This is a genomic window from Bacillus sp. Root920 (assembly GCF_001429445.1).
GTDB classification, from domain to species: Bacteria; Bacillota; Bacilli; order Bacillales; family Bacillaceae; genus Bacillus; species Bacillus safensis.
The window spans coordinates 218756-240760 of sequence record NZ_LMJV01000001.1; the positions used below are offsets into that span (position 1 = coordinate 218756).

Annotated in this window: 20 protein-coding genes; 11 read left to right on the forward strand and 9 right to left on the reverse strand. The window is 43.7% G+C overall.

The features are described from left to right. Nucleotides 1–6: 6 nt before the first annotated feature. The 7 genes from ASE42_RS00840 (at nucleotide 7) to ASE42_RS00870 (ending at nucleotide 7199) form a co-directional block, all read left to right on the forward strand. Nucleotides 7–801 carry an amino acid ABC transporter substrate-binding protein gene (locus tag ASE42_RS00840; protein ID WP_024427304.1) on the forward strand — a complete coding sequence of 265 codons (795 nt, stop codon included), beginning with the start codon at nucleotides 7–9 and terminating at the stop codon, nucleotides 799–801. Nucleotides 802–825: 24 nt separating this feature from the next. Further along, nucleotides 826–1500: an amino acid ABC transporter permease gene (locus tag ASE42_RS00845; protein WP_024427305.1), complete on the forward strand. Its 675-nt coding sequence runs from the start codon at nucleotides 826–828 to the stop codon at nucleotides 1498–1500. A 12-nt stretch (nucleotides 1501–1512) separates the two neighbouring features. Further along, on the forward strand, nucleotides 1513–2259 hold the full coding sequence (locus tag ASE42_RS00850; RefSeq protein ID WP_056765133.1) for an amino acid ABC transporter ATP-binding protein: 747 nt from the start codon (nucleotides 1513–1515) through the stop codon (nucleotides 2257–2259). Between the two features lie 34 nt (nucleotides 2260–2293). Continuing rightward, entirely contained in the window at nucleotides 2294–3451 is a 1158-nt protein-coding gene (locus tag ASE42_RS00855) for an amidohydrolase (RefSeq protein ID WP_056765136.1), read from the forward strand. Then, nucleotides 3442–4776 carry an MmgE/PrpD family protein gene (locus ASE42_RS00860; RefSeq protein WP_056765139.1) on the forward strand — a complete coding sequence of 445 codons (1335 nt, stop codon included), beginning with the start codon at nucleotides 3442–3444 and terminating at the stop codon, nucleotides 4774–4776. Before ASE42_RS00855 ends, ASE42_RS00860 begins: the two co-directional genes overlap by 10 nt. Nucleotides 4777–5089: 313 nt before the next feature. Beyond that, entirely contained in the window at nucleotides 5090–5782 is a 693-nt protein-coding gene (locus ASE42_RS00865; protein ID WP_024425529.1) for a response regulator transcription factor, read from the forward strand. Next, nucleotides 5772–7199: a sensor histidine kinase gene (locus tag ASE42_RS00870; RefSeq protein WP_034622940.1), complete on the forward strand. Its 1428-nt coding sequence runs from the start codon at nucleotides 5772–5774 to the stop codon at nucleotides 7197–7199. The genes ASE42_RS00865 and ASE42_RS00870 overlap by 11 nt, the downstream gene beginning before the upstream one ends. Nucleotides 7200–7237: 38 nt before the next feature. On the opposite strand, the gene ASE42_RS00875 is transcribed toward ASE42_RS00870, so the two are convergent. The 5 genes from ASE42_RS00875 to ASE42_RS00895 all read right to left on the reverse strand — a co-directional run bounded on the left by ASE42_RS00875 (nucleotide 7238) and on the right by ASE42_RS00895 (nucleotide 12632). Then, nucleotides 7238–8083 carry a GAF domain-containing protein gene (locus ASE42_RS00875; RefSeq protein ID WP_025093640.1) on the reverse strand — a complete coding sequence of 282 codons (846 nt, stop codon included), beginning with the start codon at nucleotides 8081–8083 and terminating at the stop codon, nucleotides 7238–7240. Nucleotides 8084–8248: 165 nt separating this feature from the next. Further along, a complete protein-coding gene (locus ASE42_RS00880) occupies nucleotides 8249–9625 on the reverse strand; it encodes an aspartate kinase (protein WP_024425532.1) in 1377 nt (458 codons plus the stop codon). Nucleotides 9626–9799: 174 nt separating this feature from the next. After that, on the reverse strand, nucleotides 9800–11236 hold the full coding sequence (locus ASE42_RS00885; RefSeq protein WP_025093639.1) for an MDR family MFS transporter: 1437 nt from the start codon (nucleotides 11234–11236) through the stop codon (nucleotides 9800–9802). Between the two features lie 16 nt (nucleotides 11237–11252). After that, nucleotides 11253–12119, reverse strand: coding sequence for a TetR/AcrR family transcriptional regulator (locus ASE42_RS00890; protein WP_235566654.1), 867 nt, complete (start codon nucleotides 12117–12119; stop codon nucleotides 11253–11255). A gap of 138 nt (nucleotides 12120–12257) precedes the next feature. After that, entirely contained in the window at nucleotides 12258–12632 is a 375-nt protein-coding gene (locus ASE42_RS00895; RefSeq protein WP_117590485.1) for a hypothetical protein, read from the reverse strand. Nucleotides 12633–12758: 126 nt separating this feature from the next. Between ASE42_RS00895 and ASE42_RS00900 the strand changes: the two genes are divergently transcribed. Then, entirely contained in the window at nucleotides 12759–13070 is a 312-nt protein-coding gene (locus ASE42_RS00900; RefSeq protein WP_024427315.1) for an ArsR/SmtB family transcription factor, read from the forward strand. 31 nt (nucleotides 13071–13101) lie between these two features. Here ASE42_RS00900 and ASE42_RS00905 read toward each other — a convergent pair whose 3' ends face one another. Beyond that, nucleotides 13102–14526 carry a PLP-dependent aminotransferase family protein gene (locus ASE42_RS00905; RefSeq protein WP_056765145.1) on the reverse strand — a complete coding sequence of 475 codons (1425 nt, stop codon included), beginning with the start codon at nucleotides 14524–14526 and terminating at the stop codon, nucleotides 13102–13104. Between the two features lie 109 nt (nucleotides 14527–14635). Between ASE42_RS00905 and gabT the strand changes: the two genes are divergently transcribed. From gabT to ASE42_RS00920, 3 genes are read left to right on the forward strand one after another with little or no spacing between them, the layout of a single operon-like run. Beyond that, nucleotides 14636–15952, forward strand: coding sequence for a 4-aminobutyrate--2-oxoglutarate transaminase (gabT, locus tag ASE42_RS00910; protein WP_056765147.1), 1317 nt, complete (start codon nucleotides 14636–14638; stop codon nucleotides 15950–15952). Between the two features lie 21 nt (nucleotides 15953–15973). Then, nucleotides 15974–17362 carry an APC family permease gene (locus tag ASE42_RS00915; protein ID WP_024427318.1) on the forward strand — a complete coding sequence of 463 codons (1389 nt, stop codon included), beginning with the start codon at nucleotides 15974–15976 and terminating at the stop codon, nucleotides 17360–17362. Then, nucleotides 17337–18731 (forward strand): NAD-dependent succinate-semialdehyde dehydrogenase, encoded by a 1395-nt coding sequence (locus tag ASE42_RS00920; RefSeq protein ID WP_056765150.1) that lies wholly within the window; start codon nucleotides 17337–17339, stop codon nucleotides 18729–18731. The genes ASE42_RS00915 and ASE42_RS00920 overlap by 26 nt, the downstream gene beginning before the upstream one ends. Nucleotides 18732–18775: 44 nt before the next feature. Here ASE42_RS00920 and ASE42_RS00925 read toward each other — a convergent pair whose 3' ends face one another. The 3 genes from ASE42_RS00925 to ASE42_RS00935 form a co-directional block, all read right to left on the reverse strand. Next, nucleotides 18776–19372, reverse strand: a complete 597-nt coding sequence (locus ASE42_RS00925) for an NAD(P)H-dependent oxidoreductase (protein WP_034622928.1) — start codon at nucleotides 19370–19372, stop codon at nucleotides 18776–18778. Nucleotides 19373–19550: 178 nt separating this feature from the next. Then, a complete protein-coding gene (locus ASE42_RS00930) occupies nucleotides 19551–20165 on the reverse strand; it encodes a YcnI family protein (RefSeq protein WP_024425541.1) in 615 nt (204 codons plus the stop codon). A 16-nt stretch (nucleotides 20166–20181) separates the two neighbouring features. Next, the gene (locus tag ASE42_RS00935; protein ID WP_056765153.1) at nucleotides 20182–21816 is read right to left on the reverse strand and encodes a copper resistance CopC/CopD family protein; all 1635 of its coding nucleotides are present in this window, start codon (nucleotides 21814–21816) and stop codon (nucleotides 20182–20184) included. Between the last annotated feature and the right edge of the window lie 189 nt (nucleotides 21817–22005).

Sequence of the window (22005 nt, forward strand, 5' to 3'; positions counted from 1 at the left end):
TCGAACATGAAAAACAAAAAGTGGCTAGTCGTTCTATTTGCAGCAATGCTGGCAGTTTTAGCAGCTTGCGGCGGCAACAATCAGAGTGAAGGCAAAGACGAAAAGGTGTTAAAAGTAGGCGCTACAGGACAAAGCTATCCGTTTGCTTATAAAGACAATGGCAAGCTTGTCGGATTCGATGTTGAAGTAACAGAAGCCATTGCGAAAAAGCTTGGCTACAAACTAGACTGGCAGCTGAGTGAATTCAGCGGACTGATGGGACAGCTGACGTCTGGTAAGCTCGATACAGTGTCAAACCAAGTTGCCATCACAGACGAGCGTAAACAAACATTTAACTTTACAGATACGTACGCTTACGCAGGAACACAAATCATCGTGAAAAAAGACAACAACGACATCAAAGGTCTTGACGATTTAAAAGGAAAAACAGTGGCGGCGGTTCTTGGCTCTAACCATGCTAAAAACTTAGAGAGCAAAGACCCTGACAAGAAAATTAAGATTAAAACATATGAAACGCAAGACGGCGTATTAAATGAAGTGGCAAATGGCCGCGTAGATGCTTATGTCAACGGACGCAGTGTATTACTTGCTCAAATTGAAAAAACAGGTCTGCCGCTGAAAATCGTAGGCAACCCAATTGTGTATGAAGAAGTAGGCTATCCATTTGCGAAAGATAAAAAGCATGACAAACTAAGAGAAGAATTTAACAAAGCCATCAAAGAATTAAGAGAAGACGGGACACTTAAGAAATTGTCTGAGAAATATTTCAAAGACGATGTCACAGTGCCAATTAAAAAATAACGACAGCGGCGGTGAAGAGCAGACATGAACAAAATTGATTGGCAGTATATGGTGACGGTGTTTCCGACATTGCTTCAATACTTGCCGATAACGATCTTCATGGCGATTGTCTCCATGGTATTTGCCATTATCATTGGTGTGGTATTCGCTCTCATTACGAAAAACCGGATACCTGTTTTATACCAATTTGCCAAGCTGTATATTTCTTTCTTCAGAGCGGTTCCAACCTTGGTTCAGCTCTTTCTCATTTATTTTGGTCTCCCGCAGCTATTCCCTGCGATGACCTCAATGGATGCTTTAACAGCGGTCATTATCGGATTAAGTATTAAAAACTCAGCATACTTAGCAGAAATTTTCAGAGCGGCTCTGAACTCAGTGGATGAAGGGCAGCTTGAGGCATGCTTATCTGTCGGTATGACAAGATGGCAGTCTTACGTTAGAATTATTTTCCCGCAGGCCATTAGAAATGCAATTCCAGCGACGGGGAATACCTTTATCGGTCTTTTAAAAGAAACATCTCTTGCCTTTACGATTGGTGTGGCAGAAATGTTTGCACAAGGGAAGATGATTGCATCGGCGAACTATAAATACTTTGAAACCTATTTAGCCGTAGGGATCGTGTATTGGGTGATGACGATCATTTATAGCTTCCTGCAGGACCTGTTTGAACGAAAAATCAGCAAACCTTACCGGAATTAAGGAGGTGTGGACATGATCAAGCTCACCAATTTGAAGAAATCATTCGGCGACCTTGTCGTCTTAGACGGAATCAATCTCGACGTGAAAAAAGGGCAGGTTGTGGCCATTATCGGACCTTCTGGCTCCGGTAAATCCACCTTGCTGCGCTGTTTAAATTTATTAGAAACACCTGATGAAGGCACGATTGAAATTGGTGATGCAAGGCTCGATGCGTCCAAATATTCACGTAAAGAAGCCCATCACCTGCGTCAACAAACGGCCATGGTGTTTCAAAGCTATAATTTATTTAAAAACAAGACAGCACTGCAAAACATAACAGAATCACTGCTTGTGACGAAAAAAATGACGAAGCAGCAGGCGAATGAAATCGGTATGAAACTGCTGAAGCAGGTAGGGTTAGAGCAAAAGGCTGACAGCTATCCAGTCACATTATCTGGCGGACAGCAGCAGCGGATTGGGATTGCCCGTGCGTTAGCGGTTGATCCACATGCGATTTTGCTGGATGAACCAACGTCAGCGCTTGATCCAGAGCTTGTCTCAGGTGTGCTTCAAGTCATTAAATCCATTGCGATTCAAGAAACAACAATGATTATCGTCACACATGAAATGGCGTTTGCAAGAGAAGTGGCAGACCATGTGATTTTCATGGCGGATGGTCATATTATCGAGCAGGGGACGCCAACTGAGCTATTTGATGAAACAAAGAATGAACGAACGAAACGATTTATCCAAAAAGAAGCAGCGGCTGAAGAAGCATAAGCTGCTTTTTATTCTTTAGAGGGGTGAGTGTCTAGTGAAATCAATAGGAAATGAAGCTTTAAACAAACGTTTGATCAACATTCGCCGAGCGCTTCATGAGCATCCAGAGCTGGCGTTTGAAGAATATGAAACGACAAAGAAACTGCGCCACTGGTTAGAAGAGGAAGGAATCACTGTACTTGATATCCCAGCCCTTCGAACAGGCGTTGTCTGTGAAATCAAAGGAGAACAAGAGGGGCCGACAATTGCTTTGAGAGCCGATATTGATGCACTTCCGATTGAAGAGGCATCTGGCGAATCATTTTCTTCAAAGGTACCGGGTAAAATGCATGCATGCGGTCATGATTTCCATACAGCTTCTATTTTTGGCGCGGCTCTTTTATTAAAAGAGCGGAAACACGAGATCAAAGGAACGGTGCGTATTTTGTTCCAGCCGGCTGAGGAAGTTGCTCAAGGGGCGAAACACGTCATAGAGGCAGGCGTTTTAGATGGAGTCGATGCGATTTTTGGTATGCACAACAAGCCTGACCTGCCAGTTGGCACGATTGGCATTAGAGAAAAAGCATTGATGGCGAGTGTGGACCGGTTTGAAATCGATATTAAAGGAACGGGTGGCCACGCCGGTATTCCAAATCACACGGTAGACCCCATTGCCATCAGCGGGCAGATCACAAGCGCCCTTCAGCAAATAGTCAGCCGCCGCATCAGCTCCTTGCATCATGCGGTTGTCAGTATCACACGTATCCAGGGCGGTACATCATGGAATGTCATACCCGACCGTGTTGAGATGGAAGGAACCGTTCGGACGTTTGAGCCTGAAGTAAGAGCGATGATTCCAGAGCTTATGAAACAAATCGTCAGTGGAATTGCAGAAGGATTTGGAGCAGAGGCTGAAGTAAGATGGCATCCTTATTTGCCATCTGTCATGAATGATGAGCGTCTAAAAAAGGTAGTAGAAGAAACGGCTGGCTCACTTGACTTACATGTCGTGCAGGCAGAGCAGTCACCGGGCGGAGAAGATTTTGCTCTTTATCAAGAACGCATTCCAGGCTTTTTTGTATGGATGGGGACTAGTGGTACGAAGGAGTGGCATCACCCTGCGTTTACATTAAATGAAGACGCACTTCCAGTTTCCGCTGCCTTCTTTGCTGAGCTTGCCGTTCGGGCATTGGAGTCTCGATCATGGAATTAACAAAACATCTGGCAGAAGCAGTGCTTTCTGCTGATCCGCTGCAAGATGAGCGGGCCATTCAAATGGCTAGAAATGGCCTGTTAGACGCGGCAGCATCAGCGCTTGCTGCGAAAGAGGATGAAGGGATCCAAAAGCTGATGCAGCTTGTTGAACAGGAAGGCGGAGCCGCTCAGATTCCTGTCATTGGACAAGGAAAGAAGGTGAGCCGCCAATCTGCAGCAATGCTGAATGGCTACCTCATCCATGCCCTGGATTATGATGATGTGCACTCAGATGTGAGAGGACATCCGAGCGCGGTCATCATTCCAGCGCTGCTATCACAGCTGACAGACGGCAAAGGGTATGGCGAGCGGTTTTTAGCTGCCTACATCACAGGTGTCGAAGTGATGGCAAGACTTGGCGAATCCATCGGTAAGGCGCATTATGAGCGGGGCTGGCATAATACAGGAACACTCGGAGCCATTGCGGCAGTGTGTGCGATTGGCTATTTGAAACAAGTCTCCAAGGAAGAACTGACGAAAGCAATCGGCTTTGCCGGAGCGCAATCAGCCGGAATGCGAAAGCAGTTTGGCTCTGATATGAAACCATTACAAGCCGGCTTAGCTGCTAAAACAGCCGTTTGGTCTATGGATTTAGCTTGTTCAGGTTTTGGCGGGAATGACTCGGTTCTTGATGGCGCGCTTGGTTTCTTTTCACTCTATGGAGATCTGGAACTTGCGAAAAGCCGTTTGCTAGAGGGCTATGGTTCTACATGGCGTATCGTTTCGCCGGGGCTGTGGTTCAAAGTATATCCATTCTGCTCAGCAGCCCACCATGCAGCAGATGCGATCCAATCCTTAATGAAAGAGCGGTCTTTCTTGCCGGAGCAGGTAAAACAGGTCGATGTCATATTCCCGCCAGGCGGAGATGCGGCGCTTATTGAGCGGACACCTTTAACCGGGGAAGAAGGACGATTCAGTGTCGAATACGTCATCGCACTTGCAGTGTTTGGACAGACGCTTACGCTGGATGCCTTTACGAAAAAAAACATTCCATCAAACATGCGGACATGGATGAAGCGGGTAAGCAGAGGATATGATCAAACGACAGAACCCCATCCCAATGCTGTTCCAAAAGGACGCTTTACGATTGTGAAGCTCACCTTAACTGACGGCACCACCATGAGCAAGCGGGTTGATATTCCGCAGGGAGCACCAGGCTGTGCGTTATCGAAAGAAGACATCATACAAAAGTTAAGCAGCGTCACAAGCGCATCTCAGGCACAGCAGATTTTACAGGCGGTTGAAGAGGAAAACAACGCTGCTTATTTGAAGTTGCTGGCATGATAAAAAAGCTCATCGATATAGTGATGAGCTTTTTTAAATAGATCTATCCTATAACTGTCAGGAAGTTCTTTCTATAAATATATGTAAATGACGCTGTCCTATTTCAACTAACATCTTGACCATCTTCTGCAATGCCATCATAAAAAAACCTCATGTGATTCTCCGCAGTATTAGTTCTTTCAAAAAGTATGAATAAAAGATGACCAAACGATGATAAGTTCATAAAAACAGTGGGAATCCAATTGAGATTTGAAAGGGAACATGTAAAATAAAGCTACATAAAGAAAAACAATGGTAGCAGCGGAGGCTGATCATGAAAATATTAATGATTGAAGATAATCAGAGCGTTTGTACAATGACGGATATGTTTTTTCAACGAGAGGGATTTCAAGCGGAATTCGTTCATGATGGATTAGAAGGATTGAATCGCTTTAAGCAAGAGGAGGATTGGGATCTGCTCATTTTAGATGTCATGCTTCCTTCGATGGATGGTCTGACCATTTGCCAAAAAGTGCGCCAGATCAGTGACATTCCGATTATCATGCTGACAGCAAAGGAAACTGAATCTGATCAGGTGCTTGGTTTTGATCTTGGGGCAGATGATTATGTGACCAAGCCCTTTAGTCCACTCACCTTGATGGCAAGAATTAAAGCGGTGAAACGACGCTTTGCTCATACAACTACTCAAGAAAAGGTGAATGAGGGCGAACGGCTGGAGACAGCACATTTTCAGTTGGATAAAAAAACGAGAGAAGTTTTCCTGGATGGAGAGCGAATAGAGAACCTCACACCGAAAGAATACGATCTGCTGTGCTTTTTTATTCAGCATCCTCGGCAAGTATTTTCACGAGAACAATTGCTTGAGCAAATTTGGGGATACCAATTTTATGGAGATGAACGAACGGTAGATGTTCATATTAAACGGCTGCGTCAAAAAATTGGGGACGGGCCTAAGCCCTTTTTGTATACAGTATGGGGCGTAGGGTATAAGTTCGATGAAGATTAAATATTTTTATCAGCTGCTGATCAGTCACCTTGGGTTATTGCTCATTGCCATTGTCATTATCAGCACCCTTTTATCTCATTTTGTGAAAGATATTGCCTATCAAAACAGAGTGAATGAAATGAGCTCCTATGGGAATGAAATCTTGCAAGATTATAAACGACTCCCTAAAAGCGAGATGACCTTTCGTCTGCGGCCATTTGAAGATATTCTTTCGACGAGGCAAATTCGTTTTTTCGTGTTTGATGAAAAAGGAGATATTCTGTCTCAGCAGCAAGTGATGCCGCCGCATGAAGTATTATTGACAAAGGATTTATGGGCCAAACTCTCAAAAGGAGAGCAAATCATTGTGAAGCGAAGTGATTCACGCCGCCTTGATCAAGAGGCATCACTTGTGGCGCTCCCTGTCATGGAGGATGGAAAGCTAAAGGGCGGAGTTGTCCTTATTGCCCCGATTCAAGGCGCTGAACAGCTCATCGCCCAAATGAATCGTTATCTGTATATCATCGTATTTGTGGCGCTGACGATCACCTTTATTCTCAGCCTGTTCCTGTCTAAATTTCATGTGAACCGCATCAAAAAGTTGAGAGAGGCGACTGAAAAGATTGCGCAAGGTGATTACAACATCAAGCTTGAAAACAAACACCTTGATGAAATTGGCACACTTGGTGAGGATTTTAATATGATGGCCAAGCGTCTTCAGCAATCAAGAGAGGAAATTGACCGGCTCGAAAAGCGCAGACGTCAATTCATCGCAGATGTGTCTCACGAATTGAAAACACCGCTGACCACCATTCGAGGACTGGTGGAATGGCTGAACACTGCGGATGTGTCAGCAGAAGAGAAAGAGAAATGCTATGCCTTAATCACTGATGAGACAAAACGTATGTTGCGCCTCGTCAATGAAAATATGGATTATGAGAAAATTAGATCGAATCAAATTACCCTTCAGAAATTTCATTATCCACTCATTGACACATTTGAAGTGATGAAAGAGCAGCTGAGCCGAATCGCCGAAGAGAAAAACAATCAGCTGATCGTGGACGTTGATCCCGAGCTAAAGGTTTATGCAGATTATGACAGGCTCATTCAAATACTTGTCAATATCACAAAGAACGCGATTCAATTCACAGAAGACGGCCGTATTTACTTAAGAGGAAAACAAGAAAATCAAGAGACGATCATCGAAGTGGAAGACACAGGCATTGGCATTGCGCCAGACGAAGTCAAACACATATGGGAACGTTTTTATAAAGCGGATATCTCAAGAACGAATACACCGTATGGAGAATACGGATTGGGCTTGTCTATCGTGAAGCAGCTTGTGGACCTGCATGAAGGGCATATTGATATGAAAAGTGAAAAAAACAATGGAACGACATTTACCATACGACTGCCGTTTCCAAAAGAAAAAGGCTAAAATGAAGTTCATCTTAGCCTTTTTTGGTGAATCACCACTTATTCATTTTTGGTAAACGTCAACCCAATATGAGCAAGTGCCTGCGGCAAGTCTTTCCGGATGGTGATGTCTTTAAACGATATATTGGATTGAATCGCACTTAAAGCAAGGTCTTGCTTAATACCTGTTAAAACTGCCGAAATTCCTAAAAGTCTCAGCGTTTGTGCGTAGCTGACCAAATATTGAATGCTTTGTTCATTCAGGCTTTTGGTTCCCGATACATCAATGACCAAATGAGAGAGCGACAGCCTGTAGCTTTCCTGTAAAATGGTTTCTAAAATATGCTGAGCACGTGTCTCTTCGATATCACCAAGCAGAGGAAGCACAGCGACACCGTCAACAACTGGTACGATCGGTACAGACAATTGCCGAATTTGCCGGTTGGCACGGTCTAGTTCGAGGACATAGCTTAATAATGAAGCCATCGTTTCAAACATATACACATGCTCTTCTGTGAACTGCTTCGGCCTCAAATCAAGTCCGCAAATCGTTCCGTAGTTCGTCCCATCTGTGAAATTAATGGGAACTCCAATAAACGAGCCGCCTTGAAGATTTTTCGTAACCTCTAAGTATTTAAAACGGTCATCCTTCGAAATGTCAGGAATCACAAGTGTATCCCGATGATCGACCACAAGCTTGCAAAATGTCTTTTCGTAAGGAAGTTCTTCTCCTTCTTCAAGAAGCTGCTCGTCATGATTTAGCACCTTTACAATTTGATTGGTGTTTTGATCATTTTTAGCAATAAACAGTGTATTCACATCAATGAATTGACTCATCATGTTTAAAATACTAGTAGAAGCATCATGAAAATTGCGAAACTGTTTTAATAGTTGTTGACGAGGCATTGTTTTAGGACTCCTTGTAGCTCCGATCATAGGCTCGGAACGGATAGTTGATTTGTCTCTATCATACAAAATCAAACAAGAAATAGATACACTTTAATGCGCAAAAACACTCTGATCGTCGAGATGAAAAAAGACTGCCGATCCAAAGATCTGGCAGCCTTCTGATTAAAGAGAGACAGGGACAGTAGACATAGAGAAAAATTCCTCATACAAGGCTTGAACAGCTTCTTTTTCTTGAGCCGCTTTGACGCCAAACATCATGCTGACCTCTGAAGAGCCTTGATTGATCATTTCAATATTGACCTTCGCTTTTGACAGCGCCTTTGCCGCTCTTGCTGTTGTGCCAACATTATGACGCATCGCTTCTCCTACAACCATAATCAGCGAGAGATTTCGCTCTAAAACGACCTCATCTGCATCAAGCACGACCTTCAAGCGGTCTAGCAGCTCCTCTTCGATATGCTGCTCCTCCAGCTGATCCTGACGTAAAATAATGGTCATATCATCAATGCCAGAAGGAACATGCTCATACGTAAGCCCATACTCTTCTAGTGTTTGCAGCACCTTTCGTCCAAAACCGACTTCTCTGTTCATCAAATATTTACTAATGTAAATACTGCAAAATCCATTGTCTGAGGCGATTCCAACAACAGGTCCATTTGTATGGTCCCGCTGATTTACGATTTTTGTCCCTTTTGCCGACGGGTTGTTGGTGTTTTTAATCTGAACCGGAATGCCTGCACGGAAGGCAGGAATAAGTGCTTCATCATGGAACACAGAAAAACCAGCATAGGACAGCTCGCGCATTTCCCGGTATGTCAGCTCTGTAATCTCTTTTGGTTCATGAACAATCGTTGGATTGACGGCATAGACAGCATCGACATCTGTAAAGTTTTCATATACATCTGCCTTCAAACCGTTCGCCAAAATGGAGCCGGTAATATCGGAGCCGCTTCGCGAAAAGGTGACGATGTCTCCCGCGAGACTAAAGCCAAAAAAGCCAGGGAATATAATAATGCCAGAGCGCTCTCTTAATTTGTACAAATGATCATAAGACTCCGGCAGAACTTGTGCTTGGCCAGGCTCATCGCTCACAAACAAACCAGCTTCCTTTGGATTCACATAATGAGCTTCTACACCCTGGTGGCGGAAATAGGCGGCAATGAGCTTAGCGTTATTGTCTTCACCGCTTGCTTTAATGGCATCAAGATAGCACTCAGGGCGGGATGAATCAGCCTGTAATAATGTGTCTAGATCTTGCCTGATGGTATCGATAATGTCTTGACCTAATCCGAGTTCATCCGCTATTGAGGCATACCTCTCAATGACTGCTTCCTTTAAATCATGTGCTTCGCCTAAACGTAAATATTGTTCACCGCAGCTAATTAATAGATCGGTGACCTTTGTATCCGTTGAATGCCGTTTTCCTGGTGCGGAAACAACGACTGCTTTTCGAGCTGGATCTGCTGTTACAATGTCAAATACCTTTTGCAGCTGCTTGCCAGATGCAAGTGAACTGCCACCAAATTTAACGACCTTCAATGCATACATCTCCTATAGTAAAAATTTTCTCACAAATTGAATAGTTCCTATTATCAACTCTTTTCTTTAAATTATCAAGGTTTTTCTTCACTAGAAATACAAATGTGTTTACAGAGAGGACGATATTGTATGAGTATATGAAAAAAGAGCCGGCCATATGCCGAGCTCTTTTTCTTATGAAGAAGACGAGGAGGAAGATAGCTCCTGCTTCATCACTTTATTCTCACGTTTTTTTTCCTTTAAGAAAAAGGAGAGGACGAGTCCAATGACGGCAATCAGACCAGAAATGAAGAATGACGTATTCATTCCATGAACGGCCGATTTTAATGGATTGGCCAATTCTGCATTTGCAGCAGAGCTGCTCATGATAGAGACAAGCACAGCCGTTCCAATGGAACCGCCTACTTGTCTCATCGTGTTATTCATCGCTGTCCCATGAGGGATCAAATGAGGCGGTAAAGAGTTAATACCTGCGGTTGTCAGCGGCATCATGATCATCCCAACCCCGATTAACCGAAGCGTGTAGGCGACCGTAATGAGGGCGATCGATGAATCAAGGGTGAGCAGCATAAATGGCAGGGTGGTAACGGTGAGTATCGTAAATCCGCCTAATGCCAGCCCTTTTCCGCCGACTTTATCAAAAATCCGTCCAATAATCGGTGACAGGAGTCCCATGAAGAGAGCACCTGGCAATAAGATAAGCCCTGTATCAAGTGCAGACAGCCCTCTGACATTCTGCGTATAAAGCGGCAGAATCGTCTCTGTCCCAATCAATAAAGCAAAGACAAGCATGCCGAGGAAGGTTGTTAAGCTAAAGATCGCAAATTTAAATACGCCAAACTCCAGCATCGGTCTTGTTAAGTTCGACTGGCGCAGGATAAAGAAGAACAAGCTCACGGCGCCGACAATCAGCGAAATGAGAACAGTCGCACTCGTCCATCCATACGTGCCGACACTAGAGAATCCGTAAAGCAGCCCGCCGAATCCGAACGACGACAAGATGACAGATAAGACATCTATACGTGTTTCTCTTTGCTGCGTCACATTTTTCATTAAGAAGAAAGCAAGAATGAGATCAATGATACCGATTGGCAGAACAATATAGAACAAGAACTTCCAGCTGAAGGAATCAACAATCCAGCCGCCAAGTGTTGGTCCAAGCGCAGGTGCGAACGAGATGACAAGTCCGACCATGCCCATTGCCTGCCCGCGTTTTTCTTTTGGGAAAATGGTTAAAAAGATCGTTTGCATCAGCGGCATTAAAATCCCTGCACCGGCTGCCTGTACGATACGCGCTGCAAGTAACACCGGGAAATTCGTTGCAAATGAAGCAAGAATTGTACCGGCTGTAAAGATGCTAAGTGCCGTTAAAACTAAAGAACGGCTTGAAAATTTCTCAATGAGGAAAGCCGTAATGGGGATGAGAATCCCGTTTGTCAGCATAAAGGCTGTTGTAAGCCACTGTCCTTTGCTGACCTCAATATTGAAATCTTCCATGATATGCGGGATCGCTGGAATGAGAAGCGTTTGGTTTAAAATCGCAACGAATGCCCCAACGAGGAAAATCCCAACAATCACAGATCGATTATACGATGTAGTTGATTGGTTCATGTTATCCCTTCTTTATCTATAAAATGATGTTTTTCAGCTGTGACACGTTTTGTGATAAAACGCTGTTTTTGCCTAAATAATCGAGCAGTGAGCTGACTAAAAAGGTTCTCGGTTCATCCTTTGATAATTCTTGATTGAGCAGCTCATAAGCAGAGAGGAGATCGTCTTTTTCTTCTCCGTTTGACAGTGTGTGAAGCTCTTGTTTGATCTTCGTTAAGTACGAGATGACAAGTTTTTCTTCATCATATCCGTCCTGTGAGGAAAACAAATAAGAGTCCATGAGCTGATCTGTTAACACAGGCTCAATTGAGCAAGGCTTTTTCGATACACGGTCCATCACACCGATAATCATCTCAGCAGCATTTTCTAATTTGATGTTCTTGTGCTCAATCGCCAGCATTAAGATGAATTCTCTCATTAATCCATTGAGAACAATCACGAGATCCCAGACATAAGGAGCGACAGATTCACCATAGGTGCTCAAAATAATGTCTTTGTGCCGCTGCATGATAATGGAGCGTGTCTCGCGTAAGTGTTTAATGACAATAGGCGAATGCTGAGAAAAAGCTTCAAAGGACAGCATGTTCAAAAATTTATGATTCTCTTTAAACTCTTCAAGCTCAAGCTTGATCTTCTTTGTGAATTTTTCCTTTTTGGACAGCGTCGTTTCTGAATGAATGATGCGGGAAATCTCTCTCATTTTGCGCTGATTGTATTTAATCAGTTCTAGTAGAAGAGCTTCCTTTGAATCAAACAGTTTATAAATAGACGCTTTTGATATTTTACAGGCATCGGCAATTGACTGCATGGAGACACTCATATAGCCTTTTTGAGAAAATAATTTCTTTGAAACCCGCAAAATCTCTTCTTGCTTTTCGTTCATCTTCATAAGTCCTTTCCGAATCGGCAAAACCATATGGTCACAATGGAAACCGAGTGGTCACTTTTGCTATGATAACAAAACCAATGACCCATGACAAGAAAATGAACTTAAAAAAATACCCGTCTGCATGACAGGTATTTATCCTTCCGCATGTGCGGTATATATTTTTGTTTTGCCGTGAAGTTCGACGACCAACATGTCTTCTCTCTCTTTCACAGAGTAAATAGCGGTCCCTTTTTGCAGCCTAGAAGCTGTACCATGTTCAAAATTTTTGACGGCTGTTTTCTGAATGACACCTACTTGCTGATGTTTTGTGACGTGTAAGGATGTCGTCCAATCTACATTTGTTTCATAGACCGTTCCTTCCCATTGAAATAAATCTGCCTGCTGATCCATAGCTAATAACTCTTCAGCACTAGGTGGTTTTGACTGAGAATATTGGACGGACTGGCAGGCGCAGAGGAAGATCGCGAGAATCATCATCAATAAACTCATCCATATATTATGTTTCAAAATGGGTTCCTTCCCTTCAGACAGTCTCATGAATAATGGACGTTTGTGAAGTCATATCGTTACTTGACTAGTCAGCTTCAGGTGAATGAGATTGTATGTTGGCACTAAATACGATACATTTATTGTATGACGAATCCAAACCATCCAAACAAAGAAGATATGAGATTGATTTCTGTGCTGCACGCATTGGCTGATCCAATCCGGTTAGAAATTGTCCGCTGCTTAGCGGAAGCGGGGGAGAGGACATGCGGCACGTATGAGATGAATATTGCCAAATCTACGCTTTCCCATCATTTCAAAGTGCTGAGGGAGGCAGGCGTCGTGAAAGTGAGAATTGACGGGAAGCACCGTTACTATTCTTTAAGAAAAGAAGACATCGAGACCGCTTTTCCTGGACTCATGTCATCGATTCTAGCTGTAGATAAAGAACGGTGGTAAGCCAGCTGTCTATGAAGAGCAGCTGGCTGTTTTATTTCCCAAAAATGGCGTCATACAGCCGTTTCACTGCCGGCTGAATATCCTCTTGCTTCATATGTGAGAAGCCGAGGACGAGCGGGACAAAGCCTGGCTGATGCCCCGGCAATTGCTCATCAAGGGTAAAACGATCCATTCCGTACATTTTCAGCTTTCTTTCTTTCGCTCGCTGTAAAATCTCATGCTGCGTTCGATTTGAGCGGAACTCTGCGATAAAATGAAGCCCGGCATTTTCTCCAATAATCCTCACATTGTCAGCAAAAACCGTATTGAGCTCTTCAATAAGCTGCTTCCGTTTTTCCTCATATAAACCATTCATTCTTTTAATATGCCGTTGATACGCCCCATCTTTTATAAAATGAAGAAGGGTGTATTGTGTAAAAAGATTAGCTGTTTGAATGAAAAAATGCTGTTCCTCCTTATAGCGTCTCAATAAATGCTGAGGCAGCACCATATAGCTTAGCCGCAAGCCGGGCAGCAATGATTTTGAAAAGGTGCCCATATAAATGACTTTGTCATATCGGTCAAGACTTTGCAGCGCCGGAATGCTGTCTGTGCCATATTTAAATTCACTGTCATAATCATCCTCAATGATATAACGGTCTGGCTGATCGGCTGCCCAGTTTAACAGCTGAATGCGCCGGGAAATCGGCATAATCACCCCTGTTGGAAATTGATGTGAAGGGGTAATGATTAACACATTTGGCTGTTTCTTATGAATGTCGCTCATCTGCACACCTTTTTGATCAATGCCAATCGTTTCAATTTGGTGATGATTGTTTTTCAGCATTTGAAAGAGCCGGCGGTAGCCAGGGTTTTCTAACCCATATATTTGATCGGCCGGAAGAATGCTTGATAACGAATGGATCAGTGACTGTGTGCCTGCACTTAAAATGAGCTGTTCCGGATAGCATTTGACCCCTCGTGCAAGTCCGATCAGCCGCGCAATCGTTTCCCGCAGTTCATACACACCTTGTGGATGCGGAAGCTCACCGAAGGCTTCTTGGTGAAGGTGGATCGCCTTTTGTTCACTTTTCAGCCAGCTTTTAAATGGAAAGTTCGCTGTATCGACGGAGATATGTGAAAAGGAATACCAGTCGTCTCGTGCAATCGGTTCTTCCTTTAAATCTACAGGAAGAGAAGAGGGTTTTAGCTGACCAGATTCATGAAATGTTTCTAGTGATTCCACGAAAAAACCTTTGCGTTCAACCGAATATAAATATCCCTCAGCAAGCAGCTGCTGATAGGCGCCATTCACTGAATTAACGCTAACGTTTAATGTTTCGGCTAACTCTCGTTTAGATGGTAATTGATCATGCGGCTGCAGGTTGCGATTTAAGATTTCTTCTTTAATTTTCATATAAATTTGATGATAAATATATCCGTTTTGTCCTGTTTGGTCTAGTTGAATTGTCAGCATCTCACCATTCCATCCTCTCTGGTACCATGAAAAAAATGATATTGGTACTTTCTATCATACCAAAAAATATTCAGAATAATAAAAAAGGATATAAAGGGGATGGATGACAATGAGTCAAACGACAACAAACCGTTTTTCAACCGAAGAATGGCAGGGGAAAAGAGATCAATACGTCGCAAGAGGCGTGAGTAATGGCAACCGTCATCTTGCAGCGAAGGGGAAAGGAGCCGAGCTGTTCGATATTGATGGGAAACGATTTATCGATTTTGCAGGCGCCATTGGCACATTAAACGTAGGACATTCACATCCAAAGGTCGTGGAAGCGGTCAAAGCACAGGCAGATAGCCTGATTCACCCAGGATTCAACGTGATGATGTACGAATCGTATATCGAATTGGCAGAGAAGCTGTGCCATCTCACACCAGGGGGTCATGATAAGAAAGCCATTTTTCTTAATTCAGGTGCAGAAGCTGTTGAAAATGCGGTGAAAATTGCACGTAAATATACGAAAAGACAGGCTGTTGTGTCGTTTACAAGAGGTTTTCATGGCAGAACGAATATGACAATGAGCATGACAAGCAAGGTCAAGCCATATAAATTTGGCTTCGGACCATTCGCATCTGAGGTGTACCAAGCACCGTACCCTTATTACTATCAAAAGCCTGAAGGCTTAAGTGATGCTGCTTACGACGAGTACATCATTGATCAATTCAATCAATTCTTCGTCGCAGCCGTTGCACCTGAAACTGTTGCTTGTGTGGTCATGGAACCAGTCCAAGGGGAGGGCGGATTCATTGTGCCATCGAAGCGTTTCGTTCAGCATGTTGCTTCATTCTGTCAGCAGCACGGGATTGTCTTTGTTGCAGATGAAATCCAAACTGGTTTTGCGAGAACAGGGAAATACTTTGCGATTGAGCACTTTGATGTGGTACCGGACTTAATTACTGTGTCAAAATCTCTTGCAGCTGGCTTACCGCTGAGCGGAGTCGTTGGTAGAAAAGAAATGCTTGATGCGGCAGATCCAGGGGAGCTTGGGGGAACATATGCAGGAAGTCCGTTAGGCTGTGTAGCTGCACTGGCTGTCCTTGATATCATTGAAACAGAACAACTGAATCAACGATCTGAACATATTGGGCAAGTCATTGAGGACAAAGCAAATGAATGGAGACAGGCGTATCCATTCATTGGGGAAGTCCGCCGGTTAGGGGCAATGGCGGCGATTGAAATTGTGGAAGATCAAACAACGCGTACACCGGATAAGAAAACAGCCGCAGCGATTGCAGCATATGCAAATGAGCACGGGCTGCTTCTTTTAACGGCAGGGATTAATGGGAATATCATTCGCTTCTTAACACCACTTGTCATCACAGATGAGCTGCTTCACGAAGGACTAGGGATTATCGAGGACGCCTTCAAAGCACGCTAAACAACAAAGGGGGATGGTTGTATGCAAAAACAACAAATGGCAAAAACGATGTCGCAGTCTGACGTGCTGTTTTTGTCCATTGGTGCAATGCTTGGCTGGGGCTGGGTTGTACTTTCGGGAGATTGGATTTTAACAGCTGGATTTTTAGGCAGTGTGATTGCTTTCATTATAGGCGGGATTCTCGTCATCTTTATCGGACTTACGTATGCTGAACTTTCGTCTGCGATTCCAGAGACAGGCGGAGGGCTCGTTTTTGTCCAGCGGGCATTTGGGATGAAAGCAGCGTTCGTCTCAGCATGGGGCGTATTATTTGGTTATGTGTCTGTGATTACGTTTGAAGCTGTCGCCTTGCCGACCGTCATTGATTATGTGATTCCAACACAGCATGCTGGCTTCTTATGGAATATAGGAGGATGGGACGTTTATTTCACATGGGTATTGATTGGATCTGGCGGGGCATTGTTTTTAACAGCGCTGAATTACATTGGAGCGAAGCCTGCTGCCATTTTTCAGTCCGTGTTCACAGTGGCGATTATTCTGACAGGTTTTCTCCTTTTAGGCGGCGCAACATTTAATGGAGATTTTGCAAACCTTGAGCCGATGTTTCAAGGCGGGGTTGGGGGGCTTATGGCGGTGTTAGTCATGATTCCCTTTTTATTCGTTGGGTTTGATGTCATTCCGCAAGTAGCGGCGGAGATTAACGCACCAAAAAAAATCATTGGGAGAATCTTGATTATCTCCATCGTGAGCGCAGTCGTTTTTTATCTGCTTATTGTCTTTGGGGTAGCTGCTGGAATGTCAAAAGGACAGCTTGAAGCCTCTTCATTAGCAACAGCAGATGCGATGGTTCAGCTTCTCGGTCATCAAGCGTTTGGAACAGTGCTTGTCATTGGAGGGGTAGCAGGAATTGTGACGAGCTGGAATGCTTTTATTATCGGTGCAAGCCGTATTCTATATGCTATGGCGGAAAGAGGTATGATTTCCAAATGGTTTGCGTATATTCATCCAAAGTATAAAACACCGACAAATGCCATTTTATTTCTTGGAGCTTTAGCTTTTTTCGCTCCATTATTAGGGCGCCCTGCCCTCGTATGGATTGTCAATGCGGGCGGTGTCGGGATCATCGTCGGGTACTTAATCGTGTCCATTGCCTTTATGAGGCTTCGCAAAACAGAACCTGAGCTGGAGCGTCCATACAGCATTAAATATTGGCGGACGACAGGTGTTTTAGCCATCGGACTGAGTCTTCTTTTCCTTTCATTTTACTTTCCAGGAATGCCGGCTTCCTTATCGTGGCCAGCTGAATGGATATTGCTTTTAGGTTGGGTACTCATTGGGTATATACTATATGTAATGAATCCAAGAACGAAGGAGACGGTAGAGCATGACAAACGAACTCAGAGTGTATAATCCTGCAACAGGAGAAGAAATTGCTTCAGTTGCTCAGCATACAAAAGAACAGATCGAAGACGCAATTTCCCGTTCACACAAAGCATTCAAATCATGGGCAAAAACGTCAGCGCATGAACGTGCCAATATCATTCGCAAGTGGTTTGATCTGATGATTGAGCATAAAGAAAGGCTTGCGAAAATCATCACAGAAGAAAACGGAAAGCCGTATCAAGAAGCATTAGGAGAAATCGTCTATGCGGCTGGTTATATTGAATGGTACGCAGAAGAAGCAAAGCGAATCTACGGCAGAACCATCCCGTCACATACGACGAACAAACGGCTTTTCGTCACAAAACAGCCAGTTGGTCCTGTTGCTGCCATTACTCCGTGGAATTTCCCTGCAGCGATGATTACGAGAAAGGCAGCTCCTGCGCTTGCAGCAGGCTGTACGTTTATTGTAAAACCTGCTGAAGACACACCGCTGACAGCCATTGAACTAGTAAAATTAGGTCATGAAGCCGGCATTCCGGAGGATGCACTGCAATGGGTTGTGGGAGATGGCAAAGAAGTGGGTGAAATCTTCACAGATAGTCCATTGATTCGAAAAATCACGTTTACAGGCTCAACGCCCGTCGGAAAGCATTTAATCAAAAACAGTGCCAGCACAGTCAAACACGTATCAATGGAGCTTGGCGGTCATGCTCCGCTCATCGTAGACAAGGATGCGAATCTTGAACTAGCTGTCAAACAGGCAGTGGCATCTAAGTTTCGGAATGCAGGACAAACCTGTGTCTGTGCCAACCGTTTAATTGTGCATGAAGACATTCATGAAGCATTTGCGCAAAGCTTCAGCAAAGAAGTAGAAAAGCTGAAAGTAGGTAATGGCTTTGAAGAAGGCATATCTATTGGACCAATTATCAACAAGCGCGGCTTTGATAAAATTGTCGGTCAAATTCAAGATGCAGTGGATAAAGGGGCGAAAGTTCTTGTCGGCGGCGATACGCATTTCGACGATGACAAATCATATTATTTTGTCCAGCCAACGGTTCTTACACATGTGGATCCTTCGATGAACATCATGCATGAAGAGACCTTTGGTCCAGTGGCACCAATTACGACATTCAAAACGTTAGACGAGGCAATTGAATTAGCCAACGATACACCTTTTGGCCTTGCAGCTTATTTCTTTACAGAAAATTATCGGAACGGACTCTACATTTCAGAACATCTCGATTATGGGATTATTGGCTGGAATGATGGCGGTCCATCGGCTGTTCAAGCACCTTTTGGCGGTATGAAAGAGAGCGGAATTGGCCGAGAAGGCGGCATCGAAGGAATCGAACCTTATTTAGAAACAAAATATGTATCCATTGGGTTAGACGAATAAACGTGAAAAAGACTGTCAGAGGGATCTCGGCAGTCTTTTTTATGTTAAACAGCCGGCGGAAAAAGCTGATCCACCGTTTCTTTCGTTTCTTTCAAAATTTCATGTATGTAATCTGCAGATGCCTGCTCCATGCTGCTGAACAAAAGCCGTTCGACAGGCTGAACGCCAATAAAATTGAAGACTTCAGTATCGGTTGTCATGTGATGAGAGGAGCTGAAGACTTTATTGGAATCAAGAAAAGTCCTCGGTGCATCATGCGTGTTGATAATGACACCTTTTTTGTGTCGAAGCAGATTTTCAATCTCTCCATCCTCACTGATCTGATAAGCAAAACCTTCAGAAAACACGCGCTCTACATATCCTTTTAGCATGGCCGGCAAGCCTGTCCACCATATTGGAAAAATAAACGTCAGCACATCCGCTTGCTGAATCAGTGTCTGCTCTCTTTGAATAGCGATTGGGACATCACCGCATTTGATGGCAGCCTTTTCTGCAATGGTGAGCTCTGGCGGAAAACCTAGGGCATAGACATCACGAACAGTCACTTTATGACCATTGTTCAATAGAGTGCTCACAACAAGATCTAATAAGGTTTGATTTAAGCTTTGCTGGGGATGAGCAAATATAATTACATGGTTCATCTCATAGCCTCCTATGTGGTCATCTGTCTCATTATGTCACGCCGCTTTATCCTATTCAATCCTATATTGGTAATAACAAGTTGGGAAAATGGAAAATAATTGATTTCTAATAAAAGTAAACAGTCTGTGATGCAAGAAAAAACGATCGTTTCTGAGAAAACGATCGCTCATACAGCTTTTATTTCTTTCTAAAAGCAAGTCCAAGTGCAATCAGTGCCACGACTAGAGCAGCAATGGACAGACCAAGGACAAGTGGTGAGGAAGAAGCAGAGGCTGTTTCAGAGGCCTTTTCTTCTTTTGGTTTTTCCTGGCCATGTGAATCCGTTACAGTATTAGATGCCACAATGTTTGTGATGGAATGAGGTTTATCAGCATCTTTATCGCCAGTCCATTCAACGACTGTTCCATCCTTATAATATTGATACGCATCCCAAGCAGCTTCACCTGCTTTTTCAGGGTTTTTCGCTACAAAAACGAATTGCTGGAATTGTCCAGCAAGCACACCTTTACCTGTTGCTTCCCAAGTCACTCTTGTTACCTTGCCATCTTTCTCTTCAGTTGATGTTTTCCAGCCAGGTACTGGCTCATATTGCTGGAATTCTACGCCTTTAGGTATTGACAAGACAACCTTTGTCGTCGGGCTGTCACTCTCAGAAGGAACCTTTAATGTATAGGTCTCCCAAGCATTTGTCGCAGATGTATCAGGCTTGACTGTTACGTGCGCACTCACAGGAATTGCTAATAAAAATGAAGCGAGAAGCATTGGTAATAAAGCTTTAACGTATTTTTTCATATGTGATGAACTCCTTTTAGTTTCTTCTAATAAATGTGGTATCGATATTCTTAAAAGAACCAGTTAACGCATGGATTTCAATTTTCCATGTGCCTTTTTCATTTAATAAGAGATTTTCAGCAGAGAAATGACCATTTTTTAATCGTTTCAGCTGAAATTCACTCGGTGTCTCATCACCGAATAAAGCCACCTTATGGATCTTGGCTGTTACAGATTGAATATCAGTGATCGTTTCGCCATTCTTCTTTGTAAATGCCACTTCGAATGAGTTTTTCCCCGGGGCATTCGGAGTAATGCTCAAGGACACAATATCACGATGCTCGACCTGATTTGCACCAAAGAAGGGCTCAGGTGCAGGCGGAGGAGGGCTAGGAATATTGGTAAAGACAGCTGTTAATAACAAAATGGCGATCCCGATCATCCATTCGGCTCGTAAGGAAATGCTGCGTTTCTGCTTCTTTTCCCATCTCAGCATTAAGTAATGCATAAGCCCAAGAAGGCCCATGATGATAAATAAACCAAGCTTGATTAAAAAGGTGCGTCCGTATGCTGATTGGAAAAGAGCGTCAAACGATTGCAAAATAAAGATGGCATTCACAAATCCGGAAAACACAATGAGTCCAACAGAGAGCAGTGCCCAAGGATGAAATGCTGCTAGCGTACTCCGAATGAGCGGCTGATCTTCATTTGGCAGTTTCTTCATTAATAGAAGGACAATGGCTGTTAAACCACCGACCCAAATCGAAGCAGAGACGAGATGGATGAAATCAAGTGATGTTGTGAGTATTCTATTGTCTGTTGCGGCTGGATGTCCGATTTGTGCCTTCAGCCAAAGGAGCACTGTGAAGAGGAGCAGTGGAAACAGCCAAACCCGAAAAGAAGAGAAGTCCCCTTTTCTCACCGCTACAATCGTCCAGATGGTGAGAAGAACAAATGATGCCATAAGCATCATCCACAGACTACCGCCAGAAGTGGACGCAATCGTTTCTTGTAAAAGCGAAGGCTGAAATGCCCCCCAAAAGGACACATCTGCCGCTGATTTTGTCTGAATCGGCAGCTGGAACACAAGTGCTCCGCCCATCATCATCAATGACACGGTCAAAAGCCGCTTCATTCGTTTCGCCAATGCAGGTGAAATCGCAGTCTTAAACCAAAGCAGTCCAAACAAAATGGTCCCAAGGAATAAGCTGAATGACGTATAAAGAAAGGCTTTATCAATAGTTGAGGCCACATCAATGGATTCATTCGTTTGACCTTGCTCTAATTGGTCAAAACCGCCATCCGCTTTTCCAATACTAAACGGAATCATGCCAGAGACAGAGTGTCCGTCCGCTGATACCGCATTCCACTGGATGGTGTAAATTCCTTTTGGTAAATTCTTTTTCAAAGCCGCTTCCATGATCTTTTGATCTTTAATGACCGTATCTCCTTTATCCACACGATCACCTTTTGCATTTAGCACCTTAATGGCATGAAATCCGCTTTCAATCCCTTCACTAAATGTGATCGAGACTGAAGGAGGCTGCTGATCCAGTTCTTCATTTGCCGCTGGGTTTGAGCTCACGACGTATGCGTGAGCAAATGCTTCCTTTGGAATGAAAAAAGCGAACATGACCATAAGAAGCAGAAGCCACTTACTATTTTTAAACAAGGTGAATAACCGCCTTTCTACCTATGAAAATGTCTCATGTATCAGAAAGAAAGCGGCAGTAAACTGTGAGTCACAGAAAAAACCGCTCTTCCTATTGTACCGCCCTCTCTAAAAGGTAAACGAAACAAACAGCAAGATGGTTCACTTTTTCTGTGTCATGTCTGCGCAGACATTTCTTAATTGAATAGG